The organism is Amycolatopsis sp. NPDC003861 (genome assembly GCF_053605405.1).
Genome location: NZ_JBSGJD010000068.1, coordinates 1 through 23,964 on the forward strand (window position 1 = coordinate 1; position 23,964 = coordinate 23,964).

General features: G+C 71.2%; 23 protein-coding genes. 7 read left to right on the forward strand and 16 right to left on the reverse strand.

Annotated features, from left to right (window positions below):
• The 11 genes from ACWEVN_RS18790 to ACWEVN_RS18840 form a co-directional block, all read right to left on the reverse strand.
• Window positions 1-926: beta-ketoacyl synthase N-terminal-like domain-containing protein (locus tag ACWEVN_RS18790; protein ID WP_452052076.1), on the reverse strand; the 926-nt coding region annotated here is incomplete at its 3' end.
• 252 nt (window positions 927-1,178) lie between these two features.
• Window positions 1,179-1,973 (reverse strand): TIGR03084 family metal-binding protein, encoded by a 795-nt coding sequence (locus ACWEVN_RS18795; protein WP_449685910.1) that lies wholly within the window; start codon window positions 1,971-1,973, stop codon window positions 1,179-1,181.
• Window positions 1,966-3,069: a carboxymuconolactone decarboxylase family protein gene (locus tag ACWEVN_RS18800; protein ID WP_452052077.1), complete on the reverse strand. Its 1,104-nt coding sequence runs from the start codon at window positions 3,067-3,069 to the stop codon at window positions 1,966-1,968. The genes ACWEVN_RS18795 and ACWEVN_RS18800 overlap by 8 nt, the downstream gene beginning before the upstream one ends.
• Window positions 3,070-3,209: 140 nt before the next feature.
• Window positions 3,210-4,862, reverse strand: a complete 1,653-nt coding sequence (locus ACWEVN_RS18805) for a GMC family oxidoreductase N-terminal domain-containing protein (RefSeq protein ID WP_452052078.1) — start codon at window positions 4,860-4,862, stop codon at window positions 3,210-3,212.
• The gene (locus ACWEVN_RS18810; RefSeq protein WP_452052079.1) at window positions 4,859-5,428 is read right to left on the reverse strand and encodes a DUF5987 family protein; all 570 of its coding nucleotides are present in this window, start codon (window positions 5,426-5,428) and stop codon (window positions 4,859-4,861) included. The genes ACWEVN_RS18805 and ACWEVN_RS18810 overlap by 4 nt, the downstream gene beginning before the upstream one ends.
• 34 nt (window positions 5,429-5,462) lie before the next feature.
• Window positions 5,463-6,848 (reverse strand): cytochrome P450, encoded by a 1,386-nt coding sequence (locus ACWEVN_RS18815; RefSeq protein WP_449685914.1) that lies wholly within the window; start codon window positions 6,846-6,848, stop codon window positions 5,463-5,465.
• Window positions 6,845-7,852, reverse strand: coding sequence for an enediyne biosynthesis protein (locus tag ACWEVN_RS18820; RefSeq protein WP_449685915.1), 1,008 nt, complete (start codon window positions 7,850-7,852; stop codon window positions 6,845-6,847). Before ACWEVN_RS18820 ends, ACWEVN_RS18815 begins: the two co-directional genes overlap by 4 nt.
• Before the next feature lie 4 nt (window positions 7,853-7,856).
• On the reverse strand, window positions 7,857-9,830 hold the full coding sequence (locus ACWEVN_RS18825; protein ID WP_449685916.1) for an FG-GAP repeat domain-containing protein: 1,974 nt from the start codon (window positions 9,828-9,830) through the stop codon (window positions 7,857-7,859).
• Window positions 9,827-10,810 carry a DUF1702 family protein gene (locus ACWEVN_RS18830; RefSeq protein ID WP_191307823.1) on the reverse strand — a complete coding sequence of 328 codons (984 nt, stop codon included), beginning with the start codon at window positions 10,808-10,810 and terminating at the stop codon, window positions 9,827-9,829. Before ACWEVN_RS18830 ends, ACWEVN_RS18825 begins: the two co-directional genes overlap by 4 nt.
• A 107-nt stretch (window positions 10,811-10,917) precedes the next feature.
• Window positions 10,918-11,913, reverse strand: coding sequence for a DUF1702 family protein (locus tag ACWEVN_RS18835; RefSeq protein ID WP_449685917.1), 996 nt, complete (start codon window positions 11,911-11,913; stop codon window positions 10,918-10,920).
• 31 nt (window positions 11,914-11,944) lie between these two features.
• Window positions 11,945-12,847 (reverse strand): helix-turn-helix domain-containing protein, encoded by a 903-nt coding sequence (locus ACWEVN_RS18840; protein ID WP_452052080.1) that lies wholly within the window; start codon window positions 12,845-12,847, stop codon window positions 11,945-11,947.
• A 491-nt stretch (window positions 12,848-13,338) separates the two neighbouring features.
• On the opposite strand from ACWEVN_RS18840, the gene ACWEVN_RS18845 reads away from it, so the two are divergent.
• Both ACWEVN_RS18845 and ACWEVN_RS18850 read left to right on the forward strand, forming a co-directional pair.
• Entirely contained in the window at window positions 13,339-14,187 is an 849-nt protein-coding gene (locus ACWEVN_RS18845) for an AfsR/SARP family transcriptional regulator (RefSeq protein WP_449685919.1), read from the forward strand.
• Complete coding sequence (locus ACWEVN_RS18850; RefSeq protein WP_452052081.1) at window positions 14,184-14,405, forward strand: hypothetical protein; 222 nt, start codon at window positions 14,184-14,186, stop codon at window positions 14,403-14,405. Before ACWEVN_RS18845 ends, ACWEVN_RS18850 begins: the two co-directional genes overlap by 4 nt.
• A 90-nt stretch (window positions 14,406-14,495) precedes the next feature.
• Here ACWEVN_RS18850 and ACWEVN_RS18855 read toward each other — a convergent pair whose 3' ends face one another.
• Both ACWEVN_RS18855 and ACWEVN_RS18860 read right to left on the reverse strand, forming a co-directional pair.
• Window positions 14,496-15,722: an RNA polymerase sigma factor gene (locus ACWEVN_RS18855; RefSeq protein ID WP_452052082.1), complete on the reverse strand. Its 1,227-nt coding sequence runs from the start codon at window positions 15,720-15,722 to the stop codon at window positions 14,496-14,498.
• Window positions 15,719-16,108: a YciI family protein gene (locus ACWEVN_RS18860; protein WP_452052083.1), complete on the reverse strand. Its 390-nt coding sequence runs from the start codon at window positions 16,106-16,108 to the stop codon at window positions 15,719-15,721. Before ACWEVN_RS18860 ends, ACWEVN_RS18855 begins: the two co-directional genes overlap by 4 nt.
• A gap of 133 nt (window positions 16,109-16,241) precedes the next feature.
• Between ACWEVN_RS18860 and ACWEVN_RS18865 the strand changes: the two genes are divergently transcribed.
• Complete coding sequence (locus ACWEVN_RS18865) at window positions 16,242-16,943, forward strand: maleylpyruvate isomerase family mycothiol-dependent enzyme (RefSeq protein WP_452052084.1); 702 nt, start codon at window positions 16,242-16,244, stop codon at window positions 16,941-16,943.
• Here ACWEVN_RS18865 and ACWEVN_RS18870 read toward each other — a convergent pair whose 3' ends face one another.
• Entirely contained in the window at window positions 16,944-17,564 is a 621-nt protein-coding gene (locus ACWEVN_RS18870; RefSeq protein WP_449687542.1) for an L-threonylcarbamoyladenylate synthase, read from the reverse strand. It lies immediately after the preceding gene.
• Window positions 17,565-17,815: 251 nt separating this feature from the next.
• Between ACWEVN_RS18870 and ACWEVN_RS18875 the strand changes: the two genes are divergently transcribed.
• Window positions 17,816-18,388 carry a DUF899 family protein gene (locus ACWEVN_RS18875; protein ID WP_452052085.1) on the forward strand — a complete coding sequence of 191 codons (573 nt, stop codon included), beginning with the start codon at window positions 17,816-17,818 and terminating at the stop codon, window positions 18,386-18,388.
• Between the two features lie 91 nt (window positions 18,389-18,479).
• Window positions 18,480-20,828: a sensor histidine kinase gene (locus ACWEVN_RS18880; RefSeq protein ID WP_449687540.1), complete on the forward strand. Its 2,349-nt coding sequence runs from the start codon at window positions 18,480-18,482 to the stop codon at window positions 20,826-20,828.
• A gap of 27 nt (window positions 20,829-20,855) precedes the next feature.
• Here ACWEVN_RS18880 and ACWEVN_RS18885 read toward each other — a convergent pair whose 3' ends face one another.
• Together ACWEVN_RS18885 and ACWEVN_RS18890 are read right to left on the reverse strand one after the other, a co-directional pair.
• The gene (locus ACWEVN_RS18885) at window positions 20,856-21,461 is read right to left on the reverse strand and encodes a response regulator transcription factor (protein WP_449687539.1); all 606 of its coding nucleotides are present in this window, start codon (window positions 21,459-21,461) and stop codon (window positions 20,856-20,858) included.
• A 308-nt stretch (window positions 21,462-21,769) separates the two neighbouring features.
• A complete protein-coding gene (locus tag ACWEVN_RS18890) occupies window positions 21,770-21,967 on the reverse strand; it encodes a hypothetical protein (RefSeq protein WP_449687538.1) in 198 nt (65 codons plus the stop codon).
• A gap of 456 nt (window positions 21,968-22,423) precedes the next feature.
• On the opposite strand from ACWEVN_RS18890, the gene ACWEVN_RS18895 reads away from it, so the two are divergent.
• Together ACWEVN_RS18895 and ACWEVN_RS18900 are read left to right on the forward strand one after the other, a co-directional pair.
• The gene (locus tag ACWEVN_RS18895) at window positions 22,424-23,170 is read left to right on the forward strand and encodes a helix-turn-helix domain-containing protein (protein ID WP_449687537.1); all 747 of its coding nucleotides are present in this window, start codon (window positions 22,424-22,426) and stop codon (window positions 23,168-23,170) included.
• A 174-nt stretch (window positions 23,171-23,344) separates the two neighbouring features.
• On the forward strand, window positions 23,345-23,950 hold the full coding sequence (locus ACWEVN_RS18900; protein ID WP_449687536.1) for a response regulator transcription factor: 606 nt from the start codon (window positions 23,345-23,347) through the stop codon (window positions 23,948-23,950).
• The last annotated feature ends 14 nt before the right edge of the window (window positions 23,951-23,964 follow it).

Sequence of the window (23,964 nt, forward strand, 5' to 3'; positions counted from 1 at the left end):
TCGGACGACACGCCCCAGCCGCCGATCGACGCGTAGATCCGCTTGCCCTGCTCCAGCGCGTCACTCTCGCGCATCAGGACCAGCATGCCCGAGCCCTCGCCGGGCCAGAAGCCGTTCGAATCGGCGTCGTAGACCTTCATCTCGCGCTTGGCGAGCGCGCCGGTCTTCGCGAAGCCGATCACCTCGAACGGGTCGATCGACAGGTCGACGCCACCGGCGATGGCGAGGTCGAAGTCGCCCTGGACGAGCGCGTTGGCCGCGGTCACCACCGACAGCAGCGAGGACGAGCAGGCGCCGTCGACGGTGTACCCGCCGCCGGCGAAGTCGAAGTAGTTGCAGACCCGGCCGGCGATCGTGTTGGCCAGGCCGCCGGCGAGAGAGTCCTCGTTGATCTCGGGGAACGGCTCCTTGTACTGGACTTCGAGCTCCCGCAGGAAGTTCGCGGTCTCCTCGTCCTCCCAGCCGCGGGCGGTCAGCGCCGCCGCGACCGTGCGGCGCACGTACGGCCAGCGCAGCCGCATGATGTTGGCGCGGGAGAACTCACCGGTCAGGCTGTTGCCGATGACGACGCCGGTGCTCTGCTTCGGGGCGCCTTCGCCGTCACCGAACCCGGCGTCCGCGAGGGCCTCCGCGGCGACCTCGAGGGCCAGCCAGTGCGTCGTGTCGGTCGCCCGGAAGGTGCTGCCGGCGATCTTGTGCGTCACCCGGTCGAACTCGTAACCCCGCAGCACGGCCGCCTTCTGCGAGTAGAAGCGGTCCGGTGCCTTCGGATCGGGTGAGTAGTAGTCCGCCCGGTTCATCCGCTCGTCCGGCAGCCTGCGGAACGCCCGCCGCCCGGCGAGCACGTTTTCCCAGAGCTCCTCCGGAGAACTCGCGTCGGGGTACCGGAGACCGATACCGACGATCGAAATCCGCTCTACGCTCATGCCACCGCACTCCCACTGGCTCTCGAGCCCCATACCATCGGAACCATCCGGTCCCCGCTGCCCACCGGTGCTGGACCCGGGGTCCAGGCGCTGGCCTGTCTCCGTCTGGCGGCGCCGCCGCTGCCCGGTGCTCCGGGTCGCCGGGCCATCCGGTCCAGCATCTCCGGGCGATGCGGACCGGCTTCTCCTCTTGCTGCCCGTGCCCGGGTCGTCAGCACGACCGGACACCGACCTGTACTGTCCACAAAGGATTCATGCGTCGAACTGGCCGGGGCGGCGCCCCGCCCCGGCCGGCCCGCGATAGGCCTGGGCGATGTCGAGCCACTGGTCGGCCAGCGTGCCCGTCGCCCGCACGTCGAGGTCGAAGCGGTGCCGCCGCCGGGTGACGAGCAGGCAGAAGTCCTCGGCACTGCCGGTGACCCGCTGGGCCGCGTCCTCCGGCCCGAACGCCCAGCGCGCGCCCGAAGGCGCGGTGAGTTCGAACCGGAACTCCTCCGCGGGCGGCGTCAGGTTCCGCGCCTCGTAGCCGAAGTCCCGGACCCGAACGGAAAACCCGGCGATGTGCCGGATCCGGTCGGTGCGCTCGAGGCGCACGCCGAGCGCGTCGGCGATGTCCTGGCCGTGGCCGAACACCTCCATCATCCCCGCGCACGCCAGCACGTACGGCGGCAGCGGGTTCACCAGCCACGGCACCAGCTGGTTCCCGGGCACGGCCGCGAGGGCCTTGAGCCCCGCGTCCCGCTCGGCCCGCCAGCGCGTCAGGAGCACCTCGGCCGGGTCGTGGACGTAGTCCTCCAGCGCGGCGTTGACTGCGGCCTCGAACCCGCCGGACAGCGACTTCGTCATGGCCACGAACGCCTCCGGCTGCGCCGCCGACAGCCCCGCGATCCGGAAGATGAACGCGAGGTGCGCGATCTGGTGGCGGACGGTCCAACCCGGCGCGGGCGTGGGGGTGTCCCACTCCGCCTCGGTGAGCCCCGCGACGAGCGCGTCCACCTCGGCGGCCTCGGCGGTCAGGTCGGCGATCACGCCCGTGGTGTCAGTCACCTGTCAGTCCTTTCCCCGATGCGACGTCTTCTCCCGATCGATCATCACCGTTGCGGCCTGGGAAGTCTTCTCTTCGCGGGCGGAGCCGGTCGCCCGCCGCCACGGCCGCGGTGAGGGCCGCCCACGACACCAGCTCGACCACCCCGCGGTGGTCTGTCCGCTCCGGACTGACCGCGGCGATGTCGGCGTCCGTCACCTGGTAGGCGGACCGGGCGGTCAGCAGGGCGACCCGGCCGGCGGCGCGTTCCTCCGCCGGGAGTTCGGCCAGGACCGGCTCCACCCACGCGCGGCTCAGCCCGGGCGGTGTCCCGTCCCACGCCTTGAGTTCCCGGCGGACGAGCTCCCGCACGCGGGACGGCACCGAGCGTTCCCCGGCGGCCTCGATCGCCACCACGGCCCGCGCGAAGGCGTCCGACAGCGTGTCGCCCGGCTCCGGCCCCGGCGCGGCGGGCAGCAGGTCCAGTGCCTGCCCGGCCGGCGGCGCGGCACCCGGCTTGAGCAGGAAGCCCAGCACGGCCTTGGCCTTCGCCCGCGCCGACGGCGGAACGGCCTCCGGCAGCGGCGACGGCCCGAGGAACACGCTCACCATCCGGTTGAGGTAGTGGAACGCGACGGCCACGGCCGTGTACTCCGCCGCGACGTCGTCCGGCACGTCCGCGGGCAGGAGGCTGCCTTCGCCGCCCGCCCACGCGGCCAGCGCGCGCAGGGCACCGTCCGGAATGGACGCGATGGTCCCGGCGCCGATGGCCGCGGCGGCGGCCGGCTCGCCCAGCGACCCGAGCGCCATCGCGTGCACCTCGACGCAGTACGGGCACGAGTTCGCCGCGGACACGGCGGCCGCGACGGCCTCCTTGCCGGCCCGGCTCGCCGACCCGCCCGCCACCAGCGACTCCCGCAGCATCAGCCACGCCGCGGCCAGCACCTCCGGCGACGCCGAGTGCAGCGCGATCGGCGGGGCGAGCATCCCGAAGTCCCGCTCGACCTGCCGGTAGACCTCCCGCACGAGCCCCTGCGCCCGCCCCGGCCGCACGACGTCGACGTACCGCACCTCCCGCAGCACCCGCCGCAAGGCAACCCGCACCAACCCCGCCGCCATACTTCCTCCTCAGCCCGGCGAACCCGCGTACCGGAAGCCGTAACTCGCGTGATCAGAGCCGTAACTCGCGTGATCGGAGCCGTACCGCGCCGAATCACGCGAGTTCCGGCTTCAATCACGCGAGTTCCGGGTTTCGTGCCTCAGTTCCCGGCGACCAGGTCCAGTTTGGACACCGCCCGGCGGCCCGTGATCGAACCGTCGGGGGCCGGCGCGCCGTACTTGACGTCGACGTCGCGGGCCTGCAGGGCCCGGACGATGCCCGGGATCGACCGCTCGGCGAGCGCGGCGATGGTCATCGCCGGGTTCACCGTCAGCGCGCCCGGCACCGCCGCGCTGTCGGTGACGAAGATGCCCGGGTGGTTGCGCAGCTCGTGGTTCGGGTACAGCGCCGACGTCGCCGGGTCGTCACCGATCCGGCAGGACGCCAGCGGGTGCACGGTGTACGCCCCGACGACGTCGTTGGTCCACGGCGCGACCTTCGCCAGGCCGTCCTTCTCGATGATCGCCTTGCAGTCCGCGTCGGCCAGCGCCCAGCCGCGCCGGGTGTTCGTCGTCGGCTCGTAGCGCAGCGAGCCGCGGCCGAGCATCTGCTGCGAAATCCGGTAGGCGTTCCCGGTGGGCGGCGGGGCGCCGAACACGCCTTCGTTGTCGTCCTCGGTCATCAGGAAGATCGTCAGCCAGTTGGCCCACTGCTTGAGGATTTCCTTCTTCTCCGCCCCGAACCAGCGCGGCTCCTCGCCGCCGGGCACCTGGGCGAGGATGGTGCCCAGGCCCGGCGGGAAGTACAGCTGCTCCAGCGAGTACCGCTCGTACTCCGGCAGCGACCCGTCGAGCTTGTCCCAGTTCGCGACGGTCGGGCCCTTGCCGATGTGGTTGGCCGAGTAGACCGGACCGTCCTCACGGGACAGTCCCAGCACCTCGCGGACGCGGTCCTCGTCGATGATCGCGGTGTTGAGCCGCTCGCCGTTGCCGGAGAAGTACCGGCCGACGCCGTGCGGCATCGTGCCGAGCGCGGCCTCCGAGCGCTGCAGGATCACCGGGGTGGCCCCCGCGCCGGCGGCGATGATCACGATCTTCGCCTCGATCACGCCGCTGCCGGTGTGGATCCGGTAGTCTTCCTCGTCGATCAGGTCGAAGTAGACGCGGTAGCCGCCGTCCTCGGTGCGCTCGAGCCGCTGGACCTCGTGCAGCGGACGGATCTCCGCGCCGTGCGACAGGGCCGCGGGCAGGTAGTTCGTCAGCATCGAGCGCTTGGCGTCGAACTTGCAGCCCGCCATCATGAAGTTGCAGTTGACGCAGGTGTCGTTGTCGACCGCGACCGGCGCCGGGTTGGCCGTCCGGCCCGAGTGGTTGCAGGCCGCGGCCCACAGCCCGCCGGCGTAGGAGACGTCACTCCAGTCCTGTTTGGACACGGGCAGCGACTCGTCGACCCGGTCGTACCACGGCTCGAGCGAGTCGCGGTTGATCACCCACGGCCACATCCGGCGCCCGATGCTGCCGTGGCGCTCGAAGACGAACTTCGGCGCCCGCGGCATCGCGGCGAAGTACACGACGCTGCCGCCGCCGACGCAGTTGCCGCCGAGCACGCTCATCCCGTCGCCGACGACGAAGTCGAACGCCCGCGTGTAGGACGAGCCGAGCAGGTAGTCGTGCTCGAAGTCGGCCGAGGCCAGCCACGGCCCGCGCTCCAGCACGGTGACCTTGGCCCCGCCGGCGGCGAGGTGGTAGGCGGGGATGGATCCGCCGAAGCCGCTGCCGACGATGACGACGTCGGTCTTGTCGATGGCAGTCATGCGGGGCTCCCGGAAGGCGTGGTGTCGGGGTGGAGCTCGGCCAGCTTGCGGCCGTAGCCGTACTTCGGGAACCGCCAGAACCCGTCGGCATCCGGTGGGGTGTAGCCCAGCGCCAGCAGGCCCGGGTGCCCTTCGCGAATGGCGTCGGCGGTGTGCTTGTGCGCGGCGCTGTCGAAGGCCATGTTGCAGAACAGCGCGAGGCTGACCCAGCCGTCCTTCTCCGGGTGGCCGGGCGCGGTCAGCCGCCGCACCAGCTCGCGGCGGTGCTCGTAGGGCAGCGCGACGAACGGCGGGACGTCGTGGTCGAGCGCGAATTCCACTTCGCCCGCGTAGGTCTTCGCGTGATCGTTGAGCGACTGCGCGAGGTAGGGCAGGCCGACGGTGACGCCGGTCGCGTCGAAGTTCAGCAGCTCGAGCGCGCCCGCCGCCACCGCGCCGGGGCCGGGCGCGGCCCCGGCGATCGCCCGGTCGTCCTCGTTCCGCTTCTCCCCCGGCACGATCGTGTCCGCGTAGGCCTCGAGGGTCAGGTTCTTGACGCGTTCTTCTTCGGTGGCTTCGGGTTGCACCGGCCTACCTCCTCATCGAATGTCCACAGTGAACTCAGGCGGCCTCGGCCCGCCGCACCCGTTCCCGGCGGTGCACGGTCATCGGCAGCCCGCCGCGCACCCGCAGCGAGAGCATCGCTTCGGGGTCGACGACCTTGCCCGGCACCTTCCGCAGCACCAGGTCCCGCGCCGCCATGGCGAGCACGAACACCGCCTCCATCACGCCGAGGCTGTTGCCGATGCAGAACCTCGGCCCGGCGCCGAACGGGATGTAGGCGTAGCGCGGCGGCCGTCCGGCCGGGTTCGCCGGGTCGAACCGGCCGGGGTCGAACCGCTCCGGGTCGGTCCAGAACCCCGGGTGCCGGTGCAGCGTGTAGGGCACCACGACGACGTCGGAGCCGGCCGGCACGTGGTACCCGCCGATCTCGTCGTCGGCCTGGGCGACCCGCGGCAGCAGCCACACCGGCGGGTACAGCCGCATGACTTCCTCGACCACGGCCGCGGTGTAGGTGAGCCGGCGCAGGTCCTCGTGCTCGGGCAGGCGGTCACCCAGCACTTCGACGGCTTCGGCGTGCAGCCGCTCGCCGACGTCCGGGTGCTCGTCGATCAGGTGGAACGCCCAGCCGAGCGTGCTCGCCGTCGTCTCGTGCCCGGCCAGCAGCAGGGTGATCAGCTCGTCCCGCATGCGTTCGCGCGACGCACCCTGCGCGGACCCGGACGCGATCAGCCGCGACAGCACGTCCTCGCCGTTCTCGACCGGGTTCGCCAGCCGCTGCTCGACGAGCTCGTCGGCGATCCGGCGCAGGTCGTCGCGCGCGGTGCGGAACTCCAGCTGCTTCTTCAGCGGCACCCACTGCGGGATCGCGCTGAGCGTGACCGCCTCGAACATGGCCTGGTCCTGCACGGCCTCGAACGAGTGGCCGAGCGTTTCGTACCCGCCGAGCTCGGCGTCGAGCAGCGTCTTGCCGAGCACGCCGAGGGTCAGGCCGGTCATCTCGTGCAGGATCTCGACCGGCCCGTCGTGCGCGGCGAGCCGCTGGATCAGCGCGTCCACTTCGGCCGCGACGACGGCGGCCTGCCGCGAGATCCGCTTCGGCTGGAACACCGGCTGAATGGTCCGCCGCTGCTCGCGCCACGTCTCGCCGTCGCTGGTGAGCAGGCCGTCGCCGAGGGCCCGGCGGGCCTCCTGCAGGCCGATGCCCTTGTGGTAGTTCGCGGCGTTGTCCGCGAGGACGTGCTTCGCGAGGTCCGGGTGGTTCACCAGGTACATCGCCTTCGGGCCGATGGCGATGCGGACGACGTCGCCGTAGATCTCGGCGTTGTCGCCCATGAGCGCGAGCCGGTCGGTGAAGAGCTGCTTCAGCAACCGGAGGGTCGCCCGGCGCGGCGGCCCGGGCGGCGCGAGGTGCGCCGCCCGGGCTCGGTGCTGGCGGCCGGTCATGCCGCGACGGTTCCCGGCTTCTCGCCGTCCGCTTCCGCCGGCGCGGGCGCGAGCTCCAGTTTCGCCTTCTGCTCGGCCTGCTCGGCCTCGAACTTGATCCGCGCCTTGTTCGAGAAGTGCAGCGCCCACAGGAACATGCCGCGGATCAGGCAGACGGTCGCGGTGGCCAGGAAGAGCCCGTAGGCCACGTGCACGGCGGTGAAGAAGCCGTACGCGAGTGCCACCCCGGCCCCGAAGGCGAACTGCGAACCCGGCTTCGACGGCGACGTGCCCGGGTCGGTCACCATGTAGTTGGTGTAGAGCACGAACGCGACACCGGTGGCCATCGCCAGCGCGCCGGGGATCGACGTGCCGAAGAGCCAGCCGCGGACGACGGCCTGGATGACGAAGAAGCTCAGCCAGCCCGCGATGAGGAACATCCGGCCGGTCAGCAGCGCGTTGAGCACCGTGCCCGACACGAGGATGATGCCGACGATCAGCCAGCCGCCCCAGGTGGGGATCTGCTCCGTGAAGTGGTACGGCGGGGCGATGCTCGCCCACGGGAACACGAGCAGGATGATCGTGATGCCGAAGTTCGACGGGTTCATGTAGTGCCGCATCCGGCCGTACACCGGTGCCTGCAGGATCCACTTCGCGCCGACCGCGACGACCACGCCGAAGATCATCACGAGGATCCGGTCGTTGACGTAGGTCAGCATGTTCAGGGCGAGCCCGGTGATGTGCGCCGGGAGCAGGAACTCCATCAGACCCTTGAACCCGTTGCCCTTGAAGCGGACCGCACGGGAGGTGACGCGGGCGTTGATGATTTCGAGCAGGATCTCCGTGGTGTACGCGGTCGCCAGCGCGACGAACGGGTACAGCCACGGCTGCTCGAAGCCGAGCACGGTGTAGCCGATGATGTTGAAGATCGTGATCGAGATCGCGAAGCGGCGCAAGGCGGTGACGACCTTGTTGGTCCGCTTGGGTGGCGTGGTGTCCACTTTGGTCAGAGTCGGGGTGGCCATCACGTCACATCGCTTCCTTCGCCGTGGTGCCGAGCTGGTACATGTGGCAACCGGGTTCGAGCTTCAGGTTCTGGGTCCGCAGCTGCCCGGTCCGGTCCCGCCACTGCAGGTGCACGTCGAGCGGGCCGCTGACGTCGTGCCCGAGGCCGATCTGGACGTCGAAACTGCGCCGGCCGGCCTCACCGCTGCTGCCGTCGACCCGGCCGAGGTACTTCTTGCCGTCCGCCGTCGTCACGGTGGCCTGGGCGCCGATCGCGGGCGGGCCGGCCGCGGGCAGCGGGCCGGGCGCCACCGGGGCGTCGGTGGTCAGCTTCAGCTGCAGGTACTTGCCCGGGTTCGGGCTGTCGTTGTGGTAGAAGATCGGCGCCTCGTACTGCCGCGCCACCGCGAACTCGGGCAGGCCGTCGCCGTCGGTGTCGCCGACGGCGATGCCGCGGGTGGGCACCGGGACCGCCAGGCCCAGCTGCGGCGCGAGGTCAGTGTACCGGCCGTCCGCGCTCTTCACGAAGAAGTGCAGGGTGTGGTCGCCGCCGATGTCGTCACCGGCACGGGCGTTCGGCCACCAGAGCGGGTTGGACAGCAGGCCGTCGTGCGCCGTGGCCAGCTCCTGCAGGTTCGGCCAGCGGTTGACCTGGCCCTTGACGAACCCGGTCGCCTGCGCGATCTGGTTCTCGCCGCCGTTGTTGAAGTCCTGGATTTTGACGTCCCAGCCCCAGCCGGACCAGGCGGTCCCCTGGCTGCCGCTCACGTCGTCGAACGGCGCGACCCCGTCCTGCAGCTGCTTGCGCAGGTCCATGGTGTTCTTCGCGGTGTTCATGAACTGGAAGTTCGACTCTTCGATGCCCCACGACGTGGTGATGTTGCTGACGAACAGGTCGTAGAGCCCGTCGTGGTTCAGGTCGCCGAAGTCGACGCCCATGCCCTTGAAGGAGTCGTTGCCCAGCACCTTCGACTTCGGGTCGGTGATCCCGCGGACGCCGGTGACCTCGGCGAGCTCGATGTGACCCGGCGTGGACTTGTTGTAGAGCAGCCGGTCGTGCCCGAAGTCGTTGGCGATGTAGAGCTCCGGCAGGCTGTCGCCGTCGATGTCGGTCGCGCTGGAGGCCAGCGTCCAGCCGTAGCGGGCGACTTCCGGGATGCCCTGCGAAGCATCGACGTACTGCGCGCTCGGGTTCGCGCCGGACGCGGCGCCGGTCCAGCGGTAGATGTACTTCGCGCCCGAGTTCAGCGCGTGCGACATCGACTGGTTCATCGTGATGCCGCCGTCGGCGTTCGGGTCGAGGACCCGGCTGTCCGGGAAGTAGTTCCCGATGAAGATGTCGACGTGCCCGTCACCGTCGAAGTCGCCGATGGTGGCGGAGTCGGTGTTCCACATCGGGCCGTTGTACTTCCCGTCCGGGCCGCGGTGGTTGCCCGCCACCAGCTCGACCGGCTGGAACGCGGCCGCGTCGAACTTCGCCGCGGTGGCCTTCTGCAGGAACAGCACCGGCGTGCGGCCCCAGTAGTAGGCCAGGACGTCGGTACGGCCGTCTTCGTTGTAGTCACCCGGGACGCAGCCCATCGGCGCCATGTAGTCCCACGTCGGCAGCACCGGCGCGGGGTCGAGCTCGAAGGGCGCGTACCGCGGGCCCGAGTCCGGCGACGGCGTGATGACGACCTGGTCGCTGCGGGTGTCGACCAGGCAGAGGTCGTTGGCCTTGCCGGTGCCGCTGATGTCGTTGAGCGCGATCGCGGCGCCGACCGAGGAGATCCACGCGGCGATGTCCTCGTACTCCTTGTTCACCGTGCGGATCGACTGCGCCTTCTTCGCCGCGGGCAGCGCGATCGACATCGGCGTGAAGTGGAACTTGCTCGCCATCGAGTCCTGCTCGGCGGCGGAGACGCTGGGCAGGCGCGCGACCAGGAACAGGGTGAAGATCAGCGCCAGCGCCACGATGCCCGCCAGCTGCTTGCGCAGCCGGCCCAAGGTCGCGGTCATTCGTGCACACCTCCGTGCGTCAGGACTTCGTCGGCGATCCGCCGCCGCCAGGTTTCGAACGCCGGGACGTCGTCACCGTCGACGACCACCTCCGGCCGGACCTCTTGCGTGATGGCCGCCGCGCGCTCGGCCGGGAGCCCGCAGATCGCCCGGGCCGCCATCTCGGTCTCCGGGATCATCAGGCCCGAGCGCACCCGGCACTCGGCCGCGAACGCGCTTCCCTGCGCCAGCGGCCCGTGGTGGATGCCGGCCCGGTCGACCAGTTCCCGCAGCTCGTCGGCCGTGACGCCGCACGCGTAGGTCGAGGCCAGCCCGACCCCGGCGTACAGGTCGCCGTGGCGCGACTCGGGGAACTCCTCGATCGTCTTCGTCACCAGCTCGACGTCGGTACCGCAGATGAACCACAGCGCCCGGCCGATGCCCTGGTCGATGGCGCGCAACGCGTAACCGTCGTAGCGCTTGTCCGGCCACGAGAAACCCGGCTCCTGGTACTGCTGCCGGATGTATTGGTCGGTCTTGAAGTACGCCTGGTGGAAGCCGTAGCCGTCGAGCACGAGCCAGCGCAGCAGCGGGTCGAACGCCGAGGCCTTCGGCCACGCGAACCGCGGGAGCCGGCACATGGCCCAGCCGACCCCGACGTAGATGATGTAGTCGTGCTTCTCACCGGGGCCGGCCAGGAATTCGGCGATGTTCGTGCTCTTGCCGAACGGCAGCCCGTCGAGGACGCCGTACCCCATTCCCGCGCCTTCGTAGGCGAAGCCGCGGAACTGCGGTGGAATGCGCTCGAGCCATTCTTCGGCTTGCTCGACCGAACGGGCCTCGACCGCGTGCGCGTACCCGAGGAGGAATTTCTCCCCGATGGTCTCGAGTCGTTCTTGAGCGGCTGGGCTCTTGCGGTGGAAGCCACGCTTTTCCAGCGAGGTCTCCGAAACGTTCGGTGTCAGGATGCGGCGTCTGAGCGCGCGCCAGCCATTGCCCAACGCACTCTCCCCCTCACGGGTCGAATGAGACTTGGTTCTGCTCGTCTCTTCCACGGTCACAGATCCGCTGGTCGGCGGTCTACTCCACGGTTGCGTGAGATCACCGCTCAACTCGCCCGTCGCGCGGCGGCGGGACGGAGCTCTTCCCGGATCCGCTCCCGCCACAGCTCGTAGGGCGGCACCGGCCCGTCGTCGCCGTCGGCGCGCTCGGTGCGGTCGGCCAGGTTCTGCGCCTCCTGCACGGTCAGGTCGGCCAGGGCACCGCACGCGAGGTCGGTGTGCGCCGGGACGTATCCGGAATAGGTCCGCGCCTTCACCGCGAACACCACGCCCAGGCCGAGCTCGTCGTGGTACCCGCCGGCCGCCCGGCGCAGCCGGGCCAGCCCGAGCTCGTCACTGCCGCCCGCGAACGTCGCGGCGAGCCCGATCCCGCTCCACAGGTCGGCGCGGCGGGATTCGGCGAACCGGCCGGCCGCGGCGGCCACCGCGTCCGGGTTCCCGCCGTGGATGAACCACAGCGCGCGGCCGACCCCCTGGTCGAATGCGCGGGCGAAGTACTCCGGACGGCCGGCCCACGGGTAGGGCTCCGGGGCGGCCTGCCGCTCCACCCACTTCCCGGTGTCGAAGTAGGCGCGGTCGAAGCCGTAGCCGTCGACGGCGAGCCAGCTCATCACCGGGTGGTAGGCCACCCCGGTCAGCTCGGGCAGCATCTTCTTCCACAGTGGACGCGGCAGCCGCGCCATCGCGAACCCGATCCCGATGTAGGTCAGGAAGATGTGCGGGCGGCCCGGTCCTTCGAGCAGCTCGCGGGTCCGGTCCGAGCCGCCGCCGGGCATGGCGTCGAGGACGGAATAGCCCATCGCCGCGCCCTCGTAGGCGAACCCGCGCTGTTCGGGCTCGATCAGCGCGAGGCGCCGCTCGATCTCCCACAGCGACGCGCCTTCGATGGCCCATTCGAACCCGCACACGACCGCCTGCGGCACCGCTTCCAGGCGGGCCGTGGCGTCGGTGTGCACCACCGGGAACCCGCGCTCGGCGAAGCCGACGGACGCGAGGGAGGGAGCGAGCACGCGCTTGCGCAGCACGCCGAGCAGAGTCGACATCCGGATCTTCCTGTCGTCGGAGGAACGGGGCTCAGGCGACGGCGCGCAGGTGCGGCCGTTGCGTGGCGAACTGCTGCCGGCTCGACGGCGTCGGCCGGGACGCCAGGGTGATCGCGATCGGCGGGTCGGTCAGCGCGGGCCGTCGCAGCCGGACGGTGACGCCCGGCGGGTCGAACGGCGACACGGCGGCCGAGGCGGTCCCGACCGTGAAAGCGGGGCCGCTCTTGGCGTGCACGCTGTGGTCGGCGATCGCAATCACGGTCCAGTTGCCCTCCGGCACGCCGTGCACGGTCAACCGCCCGGACCTGGTGTTGGCCGAGCCGCCGAAGGCGACCGGGCCGCGCTGCGGCACGTTGTCGGCGAACACGCCGACGAGAACGGTGGCCGGGGCCGCGTCGTCCGGCAACACCAGGTCGACGTCCAGGTGGCCGGTGCCCATCGGCTGCGAAGCGCAGCCGGCTTCGCGCAGCGACCGCTGCGACGGCAGCCGCTGGAAGTACGCCGAGTGCGCGACGAGCAGCTCGCCGACGTCCGGTTCGCGGTACTCGGTCGGCGTCATGCCGACGGCCCGGACGAACCGGCTGGTGAAGGTGCCGACGCTGCTGTAGCCGACGCTGCAGACGATGTCCGACACGGTCAGGGAAGTGGTCAGCAGCAACCGTTTCGCCTCGAACAGGCGCACGGCCGTCAGGAACCGGCCCGGAGTGACCCCGGTCGCCTTCGCGAAGATGCGCGAGAAGTGGAAGGGGCTCACGTACACCTCGGCGGCCAGGGCCGACAGGGTGATGGGCTCGAAGTAGCGTTCGAGCAGCAGCTCGATCGCCCGCAGGATCGCCGGCTGGACGGGTTCTTCGCGTCTGAGCCGGTCCGCGTCCTCCGGTGGCTCGCCGGCCTCCCGCTGCGCCCCCGGGTACGCAACCGATCGCAAGATCATCAGTCCAACCTCGAATTCCTCCGCTTGGATTTCCCTCGCCGCCAGGTAAGACGCCGGATGTCGCGGGTCGGTGGACGACCGATCGAGCCTCGGCGGAGACCGGAGAAGGCGCTGTCGGCGGGGAACGCCGAACCCGTGCGAAGGGCACGGCTCCCGTCGTGCACTTCGCACGGATCCGTTGTGAAAGCTGCCCCGACACGGCGAGTGAGCACCGGCCTTCCGCCGTTCGCCCGGCCGGGCGGCATGATCCGGACGGCCAATCCGGCCGGTCGGGAGTCCGCGGCACGCGGCCGCGAAAAGTGCGGAACGCACGGGCCCGGGCGGAGAAACACAGTTCGACTCTGGTGGGCGGCTCACTGGCCGCACCCCGGCCGCTCTGTCACATTCGAGTGTGGACAGCCGGAGGATCGACGGTACATCGGGAGTACATCGGTCCTGACGCGGCACTACTGGGGAGCCGGCAGACGGCTGCACACTGGAGGCGTTCGGCAATGTACTCCGAAACAAGGCTAGCGGCCACGGCGACCCCGCGGCCACGGGAACCATCCGAAAGTGTCGTCCGCTTCACGGTCCTCGGCCCGCTCGGCCTCCTGCGTGACGGCGTCGACTACGCGCCGACGACGCCGAAGGTCCTGCAGCTGCTGGCCTTGCTGGTGGTCCGGCCGGGCCGGCTGGTCCACGCCGACTCGATCATGCAGGAGCTGTGGGCCAGCGACCCGATCCGCACGGTGCGGACCACCCTGCACACCTACGTCTACCACCTGCGGCGGTGCATCCAGCAGAACGGGCTCGCGGAGAACGCCGACGACCTGCTCGTCACCAAGAACCCGGGCTACGTCTTCCGCATCGACCCCGCGCAGGTGGACGTCTTCCGCTTCGACCGGCTGCAGCAGGAAGGGCAGGTCCTGCAACGGAACGGGCGGCACGACGACGCGGCGGGCCGGTTCCGCGAGGCGCTGGACCTGTGGTCGGGCCCGCCGCTGGCGAACGTCTCTTGTGGACCGGTGCTGCAGTCGTACGTGACCCAGCTGGCCGAGCAGCACCGCACCACGCTGCACCTGCTGGTCGAGGCGGAGATCGCCAGCGGACGGCACCGCGAGCTGATCGGCGAGCTGCGGTCGCTGACCGGGGGCAACCCGCTGGACGAAGCACTGCACGGGCAGCTGATGCGGGTGCTGGGCCGCAGTGGCCGCCGGTCCGACGCGATGGCCGTGTACCGCGACCTGCGCCGCCGGCTCGCCGAGGAGCTGGGCGTCGAGCCGTGCGACGACCTGCAGCTGCTGCACCGCGAGCTCATCTCCGAAGGCGACCACAACCAGTTCCACCCACTCACGAAGTGAGGACCGATGACCGCACGAACGCGAGCGTGGTGTACAAGCTCACCGACGACCACGGCCGGGTCCTTCTCGACGTGATCGGCGGCCGGACGAGCGCCGCGGAGGCGGTCCGCACGGGCCTCATCGCGATCGACGGCAGGCCGGCCGACCTGGAGCTGTTCGCCCGGCTCTTCCGCAGCACCGCGGCACCTTCGCCGCAGGAGGGCATCGTCGTCCACTGAGGACAATGCCGTGGGTGGCCACCCCCGCGGTGGCCACCCACGAGCCCGTGCCGGGCCGCGGCCACCGCTCGGCCCGGCCACGCGCGCGAGTCACCCCAGCCGATCAGCCCGCCCCAGCAGATAACGCTGCTCGGGCCGGCTCGCGGTCGCCTCCGCCGCGCGGCGGTAGTGGGTTCGGGCGGCTTCGTGGTCGCCGGCCAAATCCAGCAGGTGGGCCCGGGTCGCGTCGAGGCGGTGGCTCTGCTTCATCCGGCTGTCGTCCGCCAGGGTGGCCAGCAGCTCCAGCCCCCGTTCCGGCCCCTCCGCCATCGCGATCGCGATCGCCTGGTTCAGCGTGACCACCGGGCTCGGCGCGAGCTCCTGGAGCACCGCGTAGAGCTGGACGATCTGCGGCCAGTCCGTGGTCTCCGCGCTGGGCGCTTCGTCGTGCAGCGCGGCGATGGCCGCCTGCACCTGGTACGGGCCGACCGGGTGGCGGCCCAGCGTACGGCGGACCAGGCCGGCGCCCTCGGCGATCATCGCCCGATCCCACCGCCCGCGGTCCTGCTCGGCGAGCGGGACCAGTTCGCCTTCGGGACCGACCCGCGCAGGCCGGCGTGCGTCCGTCAGCAGCATCAGTGCGAGCAGGCCCGCCACCTCGCCGTCGTCCGGCAGCAGCGCGTGCACTCCGCGGGTCAGGCGGATCGCTTCGCGCGCCAGCTCGGGTGCCTGGAGGTCCGTCCCGGACGTGGCCGCGTAGCCCTCGTTGAAGATCAGGTACAGCACCTGCAGCACGACCCGGAGCCGCTCCGCGCGGTCGGCCAAGTCCGGTTCGCCGAACGTCGAGCCTGCCGCCGCGATGCTTTCCTTCGCCCGCGTGATGCGCCGGGTCATGGTGGCTTCGGGCACGAGGAAGGCCTTGGCGATCTGCGCCGTGGTCAGCCCGCCGACCGCGCGCAGCGTCAGCGCGACCTGCGAGGGCGGGGAGACCGCCGGGTGGCAGCAGAGGAAGAGCAGGGTGAGCGAGTCGTCCTCGTCGGACGGCCGGTCGTCGTCCGGCCCGGGCGCCACCACCGGCTCGCGGACCGCGACGGACTCCTCCCGCCGCCGCCGCGCGCTTTCGCTGCGCCAGTGGTCGGTGAGCCGCCGGGTCGCGACGGCGACGAGCCAGCCATACGGGTTGTCCGGCACGCCGTCGGCGGGCCACTGCTGCGACGCGGCGAGCAGTGCCTCCTGGACGGCGTCTTCGCACGCGTCGAACTGGCCGTACCGACGCACGAGCGCACCGAGCACCTGGGGCACCAGCGGCCGCAGGCGCTCCCCGACGGACGCGCTCACCCGCCGGTGAACCCGGATTCGGTTTCGGCGTCGGCGAAGAACACCACCGGCCGGACCTCGATGCCGAGCCCCTTGATCCCGGCGTCCGGGATCATCGCGGCCACCTCGTGGGCGCGCTCGGGCGAGGAGCACTCGACCAGGTAGAACCCGGCCAGGAACTCCTTCGACTCGATGAACGGCCCGTCGGTCACCGCCGGGACCCCGTCGGTCACCCGGACGACGGCGCTGCGGGCCGGGGCGTCGAGGGCCTGGGTGCTGATCATCTCCCCTGACTCCCGGATCCGGCGGATGAACTCGCCGTGGCCGCTCATCACCTCGTCCCTGTCCTGCTCGGACAGCGCCTCCCAGACGTCGGGGTTCATGTGCATCGCCAGCAGGTACTTCACGTGTCCTCCCCGGATCCGGCCTTGCCGGTCCCGAACATAGCCGATCCGGGACCGCAACCCGCGAGTCGCCCGCGGCGGCGGCCCGGGAGCAGCATCGACACCTCAGTGCCGATCAGCCACGGAGGCCGCAACCATGTCCGACGTGTACGCCGATCTGGAGGCCGGGGCGGACGCCCTCGCGGACCTGGTGCACGCCCACGCGGGAGCCTTGCCGCTGCCGTCCGCCCGCGCGGTCGCCGCCCACCTCGCCGAACTGACGGTCGTCGCGCGGCGGGTCATCCTGGCCGTGGAGGGCACCGGGACCGGGACCGCTCCCCGGATCACCGACGCCGGCCTGCTCGGCGACGCCGTGCTCGCCTGGCGTTCGGAACACCGCAAGGCCGTCGAGCTGCTGGCCACCGCGGCCGGGGACGTCCCGTGGCCCGGTGGCCCGCTGCGGCCGTCCCTGCTGGCGGCGGCGCTGTCGACGGTCCTGTTCGCCCGCGGCCAGGACATCGCCGATGTGCTCGGTGCCCGGCTCCCGCGCGACGACGCCATCGGCCACGTCGCCTACTACGGCGTCCGCACCAGCGGCGACGTCTACGCCGGGCACGGCGGGCCGCCCGCCGGGCTGCTCCGGTTCGAGCTGACCGCGCCGTCGGGGACGCTCTGGGAATTCGGCCCCGCCGACGCGGCGGACCGGATCTCCGGCCGTGCCGAAGACTTCTGCCTGCTGTTCACCGGCCGCCGCCCGGCCGCCGGGCTGGCCGTCGAAGCCACCGGGCCGCGCGCCCGCCGATGGCTGGAACTGGTGCAGCAGCACAGAAATCCACTGTGGACGGCCGAACCGGACTGATCAGGCGAAGCGGTCCGGGTCGCCCGCGCCGCGGCGGACGATCTCCGCCTCCCCCGAGGAGAAGTCGACCACCGTGGTCGGCTCGACCCCGCAGTCACCGGAGTCCACGACCGCGTCGAGCACGTGGTCGAGCTCGTCCTTGATCTCCCAGCCCTGCGTCAGCGGTTCCGGCACGTCCGGCAGCAGCAGCGTGCTGGACACCAGCGGTTCGCCCAGTTCGGCCAGCAGCGCCTGGGTGACCACGTGTGCCGGGATGCGGACGCCGACGGTCTTCTTCTTGTCGTGCATCAGCCGCCGCGGCACTTCTTTGGTGGCCGGCAGGATGAACGTGTAGCTGCCCGGCGTCGCCGCCTTGATCGCCCGGAAGACCGCGTTGTCCACGTGCACGAACTGGCCCAGCTGCCCGAAGTCCTGGCAGACCAGCGTGAAGTGGTGCCGCCGGTCGAGCTTGCGGATCGCCCGGATGCGGTCGAGGCCCTCGGGGTTGTCGAGCCGGCACCCGAGCGCGTAACACGAGTCGGTCGGGTAGGCGATCAGCCCGTCGTGCCGCACCAGGTCCGCGATCTGGCCGATGGCGCGCCGCTGGGGGTTGTCCGGGTGCACGTCGAAGTACTTCGCCATGGCCGCGAGCCTAGGGCCCGGCCCGCGGCCGCGCCCGGCGGCCCGCGTCTCCGATCTTGCTCTGCCCGCTCACGAACCGGTGACCCGGCCCGGCGTCCGGGAGCAGAATGCGCGGTGGGCACCGGCACACCGCACCCCGGAGGCGATCATGACCGAACTGGCGCTGCCCGGCCTGACCCGGCAGGCCCCACCCCGGGCCGGCCGGGGCGTACCGGTTCGCCGGGCCCGCGGGCACGGTCACCCTGGCCGAGTTGTTCGACGGGCATCGACGGCTCGTGGTGCACCACACCGTCCCCGATCGCAGCCGGCCCGCCGCCGTCGCCTCCGCCGGAGAGCTTTCGGCCGCGCTGTACACCCGGGACACCCGCCGGGTAATCGTTTCCCACGCCCCCGACACGAAGAGCGAGCAGTACCGCAGGCACTCCGGGGGGAACCTGCCGGGGTATCCGGCGCCGGACACCGGGTTCGCCGCGGACTTCCCGGCGACGCGCCGCCTCGAGGGCACCGGCCCCGCCGAGCACGACGACGACGATCCCGGCCTGAGCTTCTTCACCCAGGACGGGCGATCCGTGCTGCACACCGGCTCGATCGCGGTGCCGTACCTGGATTTCCTCGCGCCGGCCGGTGTCGCGCGGGGCCGGGGCCGCGGCTGGCGAAGCGGACCGGACGTTCGGCCGGAGCCGGACGCACGGCGGCACGGCCGCTCTTCACCGACTGTGCCGATCCGGCCACAGTCACGGCCGAATGGCTTGGTGACAACGGTTACGTGCAGTACAGGGGCGGCCTGCTTCGGGCCGGATTGGCAATACGAGCCGACAGGATGAGATAGGATTGTCCGGAAGCATGCAGACCGAGCTCAGCCCGGGTCACCGAACCCACTCCGTGCAACGCCACGACACCGGAGGACCGTTGCGCATGTCTCCGGTCGTCGACTCGAACCGCTCGGGCGCCCTTTCCGTGCCCTGGGGTACGAGCGCGGTCGACCGGCGGCCCAAGCTGGCGACCTACCTCGCCGGCTCGCTCATCACCGTGGTCGTCGCCGGCTTCGGGGCCGTGCTGCTCGCCGACCTCATCCCCCAGTCGGTGAGCCCGGTCGCGGCCGGTTACGCCATCCTCGCGGTCGCGCTGCTCCTCGCCATCCAGCTGCTCCACTTCAGCAGGCCGTCGGTCCGCCTCGACACGACGACCAGCCGGGTCCTGCTGGTCGTGCTGGCCCTGCTGGGCTACGTGCCGGTCTTGACCTTCGACGCCATGTGGGCGGCGATGCCGGTCTTCTTCGGCGGCGCGGTGGTGCTGGTGCTGCCCGCCTGGTTCGCGTGGCCCCTCTTCGGCCTCAACATCGCCGCGGTGCTGTGGATCGAGCTGCGCTACGACACTCCGCTGGAGTCGGTTTACACCGTCCTCGGCGTCGCCGCGTACAGCCTGGTCTTCGCCAAGCTTCCTCTGGTCGCCCGGATGATCCGCGAGCTGCACCTGGCCCGGACCGAGCTCGCCCGCCGCGCGGTCGCCGAGCAGCGCCTGGCCTTCGCCAGGGACCTGCACGACCTGCTCGGCATGAGCCTCTCGGCCATCGCCCTCAAGGGTGAGCTGGTGCACCGCCTGATGCGCAAGTCGAGCGAGCAGGCCCAGGCCGAGCTGGCCGAGATCACCGCCATCGCGCAGCGCACGCTCTCCGACGTCCGCGCGGTGTCCCACGGCTACCGCGTGTCGCTCGAGAAGGAGTTCCGCACCGCCCAGTCGCTGCTGACCGCCTCCGACATCGCCGTGCGGATCCACCTGGACCAGGGCGACCTGCCGGTCCAGGCGCGCACCCTGCTCGCCAAGGTGCTGCAGGAGGGCGTCACCGACGTCCTGCGCCACAGCGACGTCGAACACTGCGAAATCGCGGTCCAGCAGCGGCACGGCCGGGTGTCGCTGGAGATCGTCAACGACGGCGTGGGCCCCGACGACCTGCCCACGGAGTCCGAGCTGCTCGCCCGGCTGCCGGACGAGGTGGCCGCGCTGGGCGGCACCGTGCGCAGCGGTATCGGCGAGGACGGCCGGTTCCGGCTGCTCGTCGAGCTGCCGCTGCCGGACCGGGTCGAGCCGCCGTCCACCGACGACGCCACCGAGCCGGCCGACGCGGAGTCGAGGCGGGTCCGGGTGCTCCTGCCGGTCATCTTCACCCTGTTCGGCCTCATGGCCGTCGTGCACGCGCTCCTGCTGACCACGAACGGCTGGCACATCGCGCTCGTCGCCGGGTCCTTGACGGCGCTGCTGACCCTGCAGTTCGCCTACTTCAACCGCCCCTCCACCCGGCTGCGCTCGGGCCAGAGCATCGCGATGCTGTTCGTCCAGGCCTGCCTGATCTACCTCCCGATGCTGCCGCTGCAACGGGACTGGGTGAGCTGGCCGTCGCTGCTCATGGGCTGCGCGTTGCTGGTCCTGCCCCCGGTCGCCGGCTGGCTGGTCTTCGCCGCGAACGCCGGGTTCTACCTCTGGCTCCAGTACGTCGCAGGGCAGGCCGGCGATGACGCCCTCTACGCGGTGGCGTTCTCCGCCGGCACGGTGATGGTCGGGCTCATCGTGTTCGGCATGCTGTGGCTGGTCCGGCTGGTCGCCGAGCTCAACCACAGCCGGCGGCGGCTGGCCGAGACCGCGGTCGCCGAGGAGCGCCTGCGCTTCGGCCGCGACCTGCACGACCTGCTCGGCATGAGCCTCTCGGCGATCGCGCTCAAGAGCGAGCTGACGGCCAGGGTGCTGCCACTGGACCGCGACCGGGCGGCCCAGGAGCTGGTCGAGACCCTGGGCCTGACCAGGCAGGCTCTCTCCGACGTGCGCTCGGTGGCCAGCGGCTACCGGGAGCTGTCCCTGGACAGCGAGTCCCGCTCGGCCCGCTCCGTGCTCGCCGCCGCCGACGTCCGGGTCCGGATGGAGATGCTCCAGGACGAGCTGCCCGCGCCGGTCCGCACGGTACTGGCGGTGGTGCTGAGGGAGGGCATCACGAACGTGCTCCGGCACAGCCGGGTGGAGACCTGCGAGATCGCCCTGCACCGGGTCGACGGCGGAGTCAGCCTCGAGATCGTCAACGACGGCGTCGAGCGGTCCGGCCCGCGCCCGGTCACCCCGGCCGATCCGGCGGACGACGGAGCCGCGCGGCCCGGCACCGCGTCGGGCAGCGGCATCGGCAACCTGTCCCACCGGGTGGCCGACCTCGGCGGCGAGCTCACCGCCGGTGTGGTGGACGACGGCCGGTTCCGGTTGCGCGCCGTGGTACCCGTCTGAGAGCCGGTTTCCCGGGCGACCGGCGCTTCAGATCCAGCCGGACTCCTGGGCCCGCCGGATCGCGTCCACCCGGTTGCGGGCCCCCAGCTTCGACACCACCGTCGTCAGGTAGTTGCGCACCGTGCCCGCCGACAGGTACAGCCGGGCCGCCACCTCGACCGTCCCGTACCCCTGCGAGGTCAGCCGCAGCACGTCGAGCTCGCGGCCGGTCAGCGGGCAGTCGTCGCTGTCCCAGGCCGCCAGGGCCAGGTCACCGTCCACCATCCGCCGTCCGGCCGCGACGCCGCGGACCGCGTGGGCCAGTTCGCCCGGCGGCGCGTCCTTCAGCAGGAACCCGCTCACCCGCGCGTCCAGCGCGCGCCTGAGCGTGCCCGGACGGCCCAGGCCGGTGAGGATGAGGGTGCGGCAGCACGGCAGCTGCTCGCGCAGCTCACCGGCCGCGGTGAGGCCGTCCTTGCCCGGCAGGTCGATGTCGATGATGGCGACGTGCGCTTCGCTGGCCCGGGCCGCGGGAAGGATCTCGGTCCCGGAAGCGACTTCGGCCACCACCTCGATGTCGGGCTCCAGCCGCAACAGCGCCACGAGCGCGCTCCGGACTATGTGCATGTCTTCGGCCACGAGCACTTTGATCACGAGGCGCCTCCGCCTTCACAACTCCCCAGGGCCTCAGTTAAACATTTCCGCGGGACTCCCGGTTGGTCCAAGAGGGTTCACCTCGGAAAATGCACGTGGACCTCGAAGCAATTCGATCCGAATACAACAGGACGCGCTCGGACGACTACCGGAGGTAGCAAAGCATAGGTGCATGGTGGGAAATTTTCCCATCGACTGTCGCCAGTGGACGCCAGGCGCACGCCGAGGGAGCCGGCCTCCGGGGCGAATGCACCCGGGAGACCGGCTCCCTCAGGCCCGGACCAGTGTGGACGGCAGCCGAAACGGGCTCAGGCGGCGAGTTCCACGTCGCGCAGCGCTTCGAGGTTCGGCCCGCAGATGGAGAAGCACACCCTCGAGTCGACGCGGCTCCCCCATTGTTCGAAACAGTCGATCACGAGGCCGGTCTCGATCGAATCGGCGTCTTCGACCTCGACTCCCAGGTCGACGAAAAGCGCGCGGACGTCAGCGGAAATACGTGCGGACATTGAGATCTCCCAGTGGCGAAGTAGAAAGCTTCACGTGCCATAAATAGTCCACTCGCGGACCGCCGGGAACCAGTGTCCAGATCACCGGGGATATGTGCTTTATGTCTGCTCCGCGCAGTCCGGCGACTGCGCCCGAATGGAGTAGCAGAGGGCAGCGAACGACCGGATAACGCCGTTTCGCTCACTTTTCGCGTTCGCGCCGCCGCGATACGCGACGGGAACGCACGGCCATCCATCGGAGGACATACCCGGCCGGGCCGCCGCAAACCGCGGCAGGCGAGCCATATGCAAAACGCATGTCCGGCCCGTGCGAAACCCATCCGGAATGGTGCACTGAGCACTTAAGAAGTAGACAGCGTCCGACCTAGAGTTCTTTTCGACAAGCATTCCGCCGGCGGCCACGCGTTTCACCGGGGAACGCGGCTACCGACGCCAGGCGACGGGAGGAGGGCCACCATGGACGAGGTCGTACGACAGGCCATGGCGCGCGCCATCACGACCATGCGGGACCACCTGGGCGACCGGCTCACCGTCGACGACCTCGCCCGGGCCGCCATGTTCAGCAAGTTCCACTTCACCCGTGTGTTCCTGCGGGCGACCGGGCTTTCCCCCGGCCGGTTCCTGTCGGCGCTGCGGCTGGCCGAGGCCAAACGGCTGCTCGCGACGACGAGCATCTCCGTGGCCAACATCAGCCACCAGGTCGGCTACAACAGCGTCGGCACCTTCAGCGCCCGCTTCAGCGGCAGCGTGGGGCTGTCGCCGAGCGGCTACCGGCAGACCAGGGGCCTGCCGCCGCGGGTCCCCGAACGCGCTGACCAGGCCCCCTCGGGCAGCACGCTGCGCGGGAACGTCCGCTGCCCGTACGGGACCGCCGGCCCCGTATTCGTCGGCTTGTTCCCGGCGAAGATCACCGAAGGCCGTCCCGCGCGGTACGCGATCCTGTCCGGGCCGGGACCGTACGCGCTGGCCGACGTGCCGCCCGGCGCCTGGTACGTCATCGCCCACACCTTCGCCGCCGGCTACGACGACGACCGCGGGCCACGGCCCTATACCGGCCTCACCGGCCCGGTGCCGGTGCACCGCGGGGTCACCGCCGTGCTGGCCGACGTACGGCTGCGGCCGCGCCACAGCTTCGACCCGCCGGTGCTGCTGGCGCTGCCGGACCTGCGGCCGTCGGCCGGCCGGCGGCCCGTGGCGGTCTGAACAGTCCGCCGAACCGGGGAAGGCCGTCACGCCGGGCTTCCGGCCGGCGATCGCGCGTCGTGGGGACGGCGCCGATCGCCGGCATTCCGGGCGGCGGAAATTGCCTTCCGGCGGGATCCGGTGGCGTACCATTCTCACGGGGAGACATCCCGCTGGGGGAAGTGAGGTCACACCGTGATCAGAGTTTTGCTTGCCGAGGACATGGATATGGTCCGCGGCGCGCTCGTCGCCTTGCTCAACCTCGAATCCGACATCGAAGTGGTCGCGGAAGTCGATTCCGGCGACGAGATCCTCCCCGCGGCGAAGGCGGCCCATCCGGACGTCGCCGTCATCGACATCGATCTGCCCGGGAAGGACGGTCTGACGGCGGCCACCGAGATCCACGAAAGCCTGCCGGACTGCCACACCCTGATCCTCACCAGCCTCGGCCGGCCGGGCACCGTCCGCCGCGCCCTGGACGCCAAGGTGAACGGCTTCCTGCTGAAGGACGCGCCTTCGGACAAGCTGGCGAACGCGGTCCGCTCGGTGGCCGTCGGCCGCCGCGTCATCGACAGCGAGCTCGCCCTGTCCGCCTGGGAAGCCGACGACTGCCCACTCACCCCCCGCGAGCTGGAGATCCTTTCGCTGGCCGCCCGCGGCCGCAACGTGGCCGACATCGCCGCGGACCTGTTCCTGTCGCCCGGAACGGTCCGCAACTACCTGGCCGCGTCCGTGACGAAGCTGAACGCGCGCAACCGGGTCCACGCGATCCGGATCGCCACCGAAGCCGAATGGCTGTAACGGCTCCGGACGCC

Coding starts and splice junctions, on each gene's coding strand:
- ACWEVN_RS18800 (WP_452052077.1), bottom strand. CDS start 3,069: ATGGCGGCGGGGTTGGTGCGGGTTGCCTTGCGGCGGGTGCTGCGGGAG.
- ACWEVN_RS18805 (WP_452052078.1), bottom strand. CDS start 4,862: ATGACTGCCATCGACAAGACCGACGTCGTCATCGTCGGCAGCGGCTTC.
- ACWEVN_RS18815 (WP_449685914.1), bottom strand. CDS start 6,848: ATGACCGGCCGCCAGCACCGAGCCCGGGCGGCGCACCTCGCGCCGCCC.
- ACWEVN_RS18820 (WP_449685915.1), bottom strand. CDS start 7,852: ATGGCCACCCCGACTCTGACCAAAGTGGACACCACGCCACCCAAGCGG.
- ACWEVN_RS18825 (WP_449685916.1), bottom strand. CDS start 9,830: ATGACCGCGACCTTGGGCCGGCTGCGCAAGCAGCTGGCGGGCATCGTG.
- ACWEVN_RS18835 (WP_449685917.1), bottom strand. CDS start 11,913: ATGTCGACTCTGCTCGGCGTGCTGCGCAAGCGCGTGCTCGCTCCCTCC.
- ACWEVN_RS18840 (WP_452052080.1), bottom strand. CDS start 12,847: ATGATCTTGCGATCGGTTGCGTACCCGGGGGCGCAGCGGGAGGCCGGC.
- ACWEVN_RS18845 (WP_449685919.1), top strand. CDS start 13,339: ATGTACTCCGAAACAAGGCTAGCGGCCACGGCGACCCCGCGGCCACGG.
- ACWEVN_RS18865 (WP_452052084.1), top strand. CDS start 16,242: ATGTCCGACGTGTACGCCGATCTGGAGGCCGGGGCGGACGCCCTCGCG.
- ACWEVN_RS18870 (WP_449687542.1), bottom strand. CDS start 17,564: ATGGCGAAGTACTTCGACGTGCACCCGGACAACCCCCAGCGGCGCGCC.
- ACWEVN_RS18880 (WP_449687540.1), top strand. CDS start 18,480: ATGTCTCCGGTCGTCGACTCGAACCGCTCGGGCGCCCTTTCCGTGCCC.
- ACWEVN_RS18890 (WP_449687538.1), bottom strand. CDS start 21,967: ATGTCCGCACGTATTTCCGCTGACGTCCGCGCGCTTTTCGTCGACCTG.
- ACWEVN_RS18895 (WP_449687537.1), top strand. CDS start 22,424: ATGGACGAGGTCGTACGACAGGCCATGGCGCGCGCCATCACGACCATG.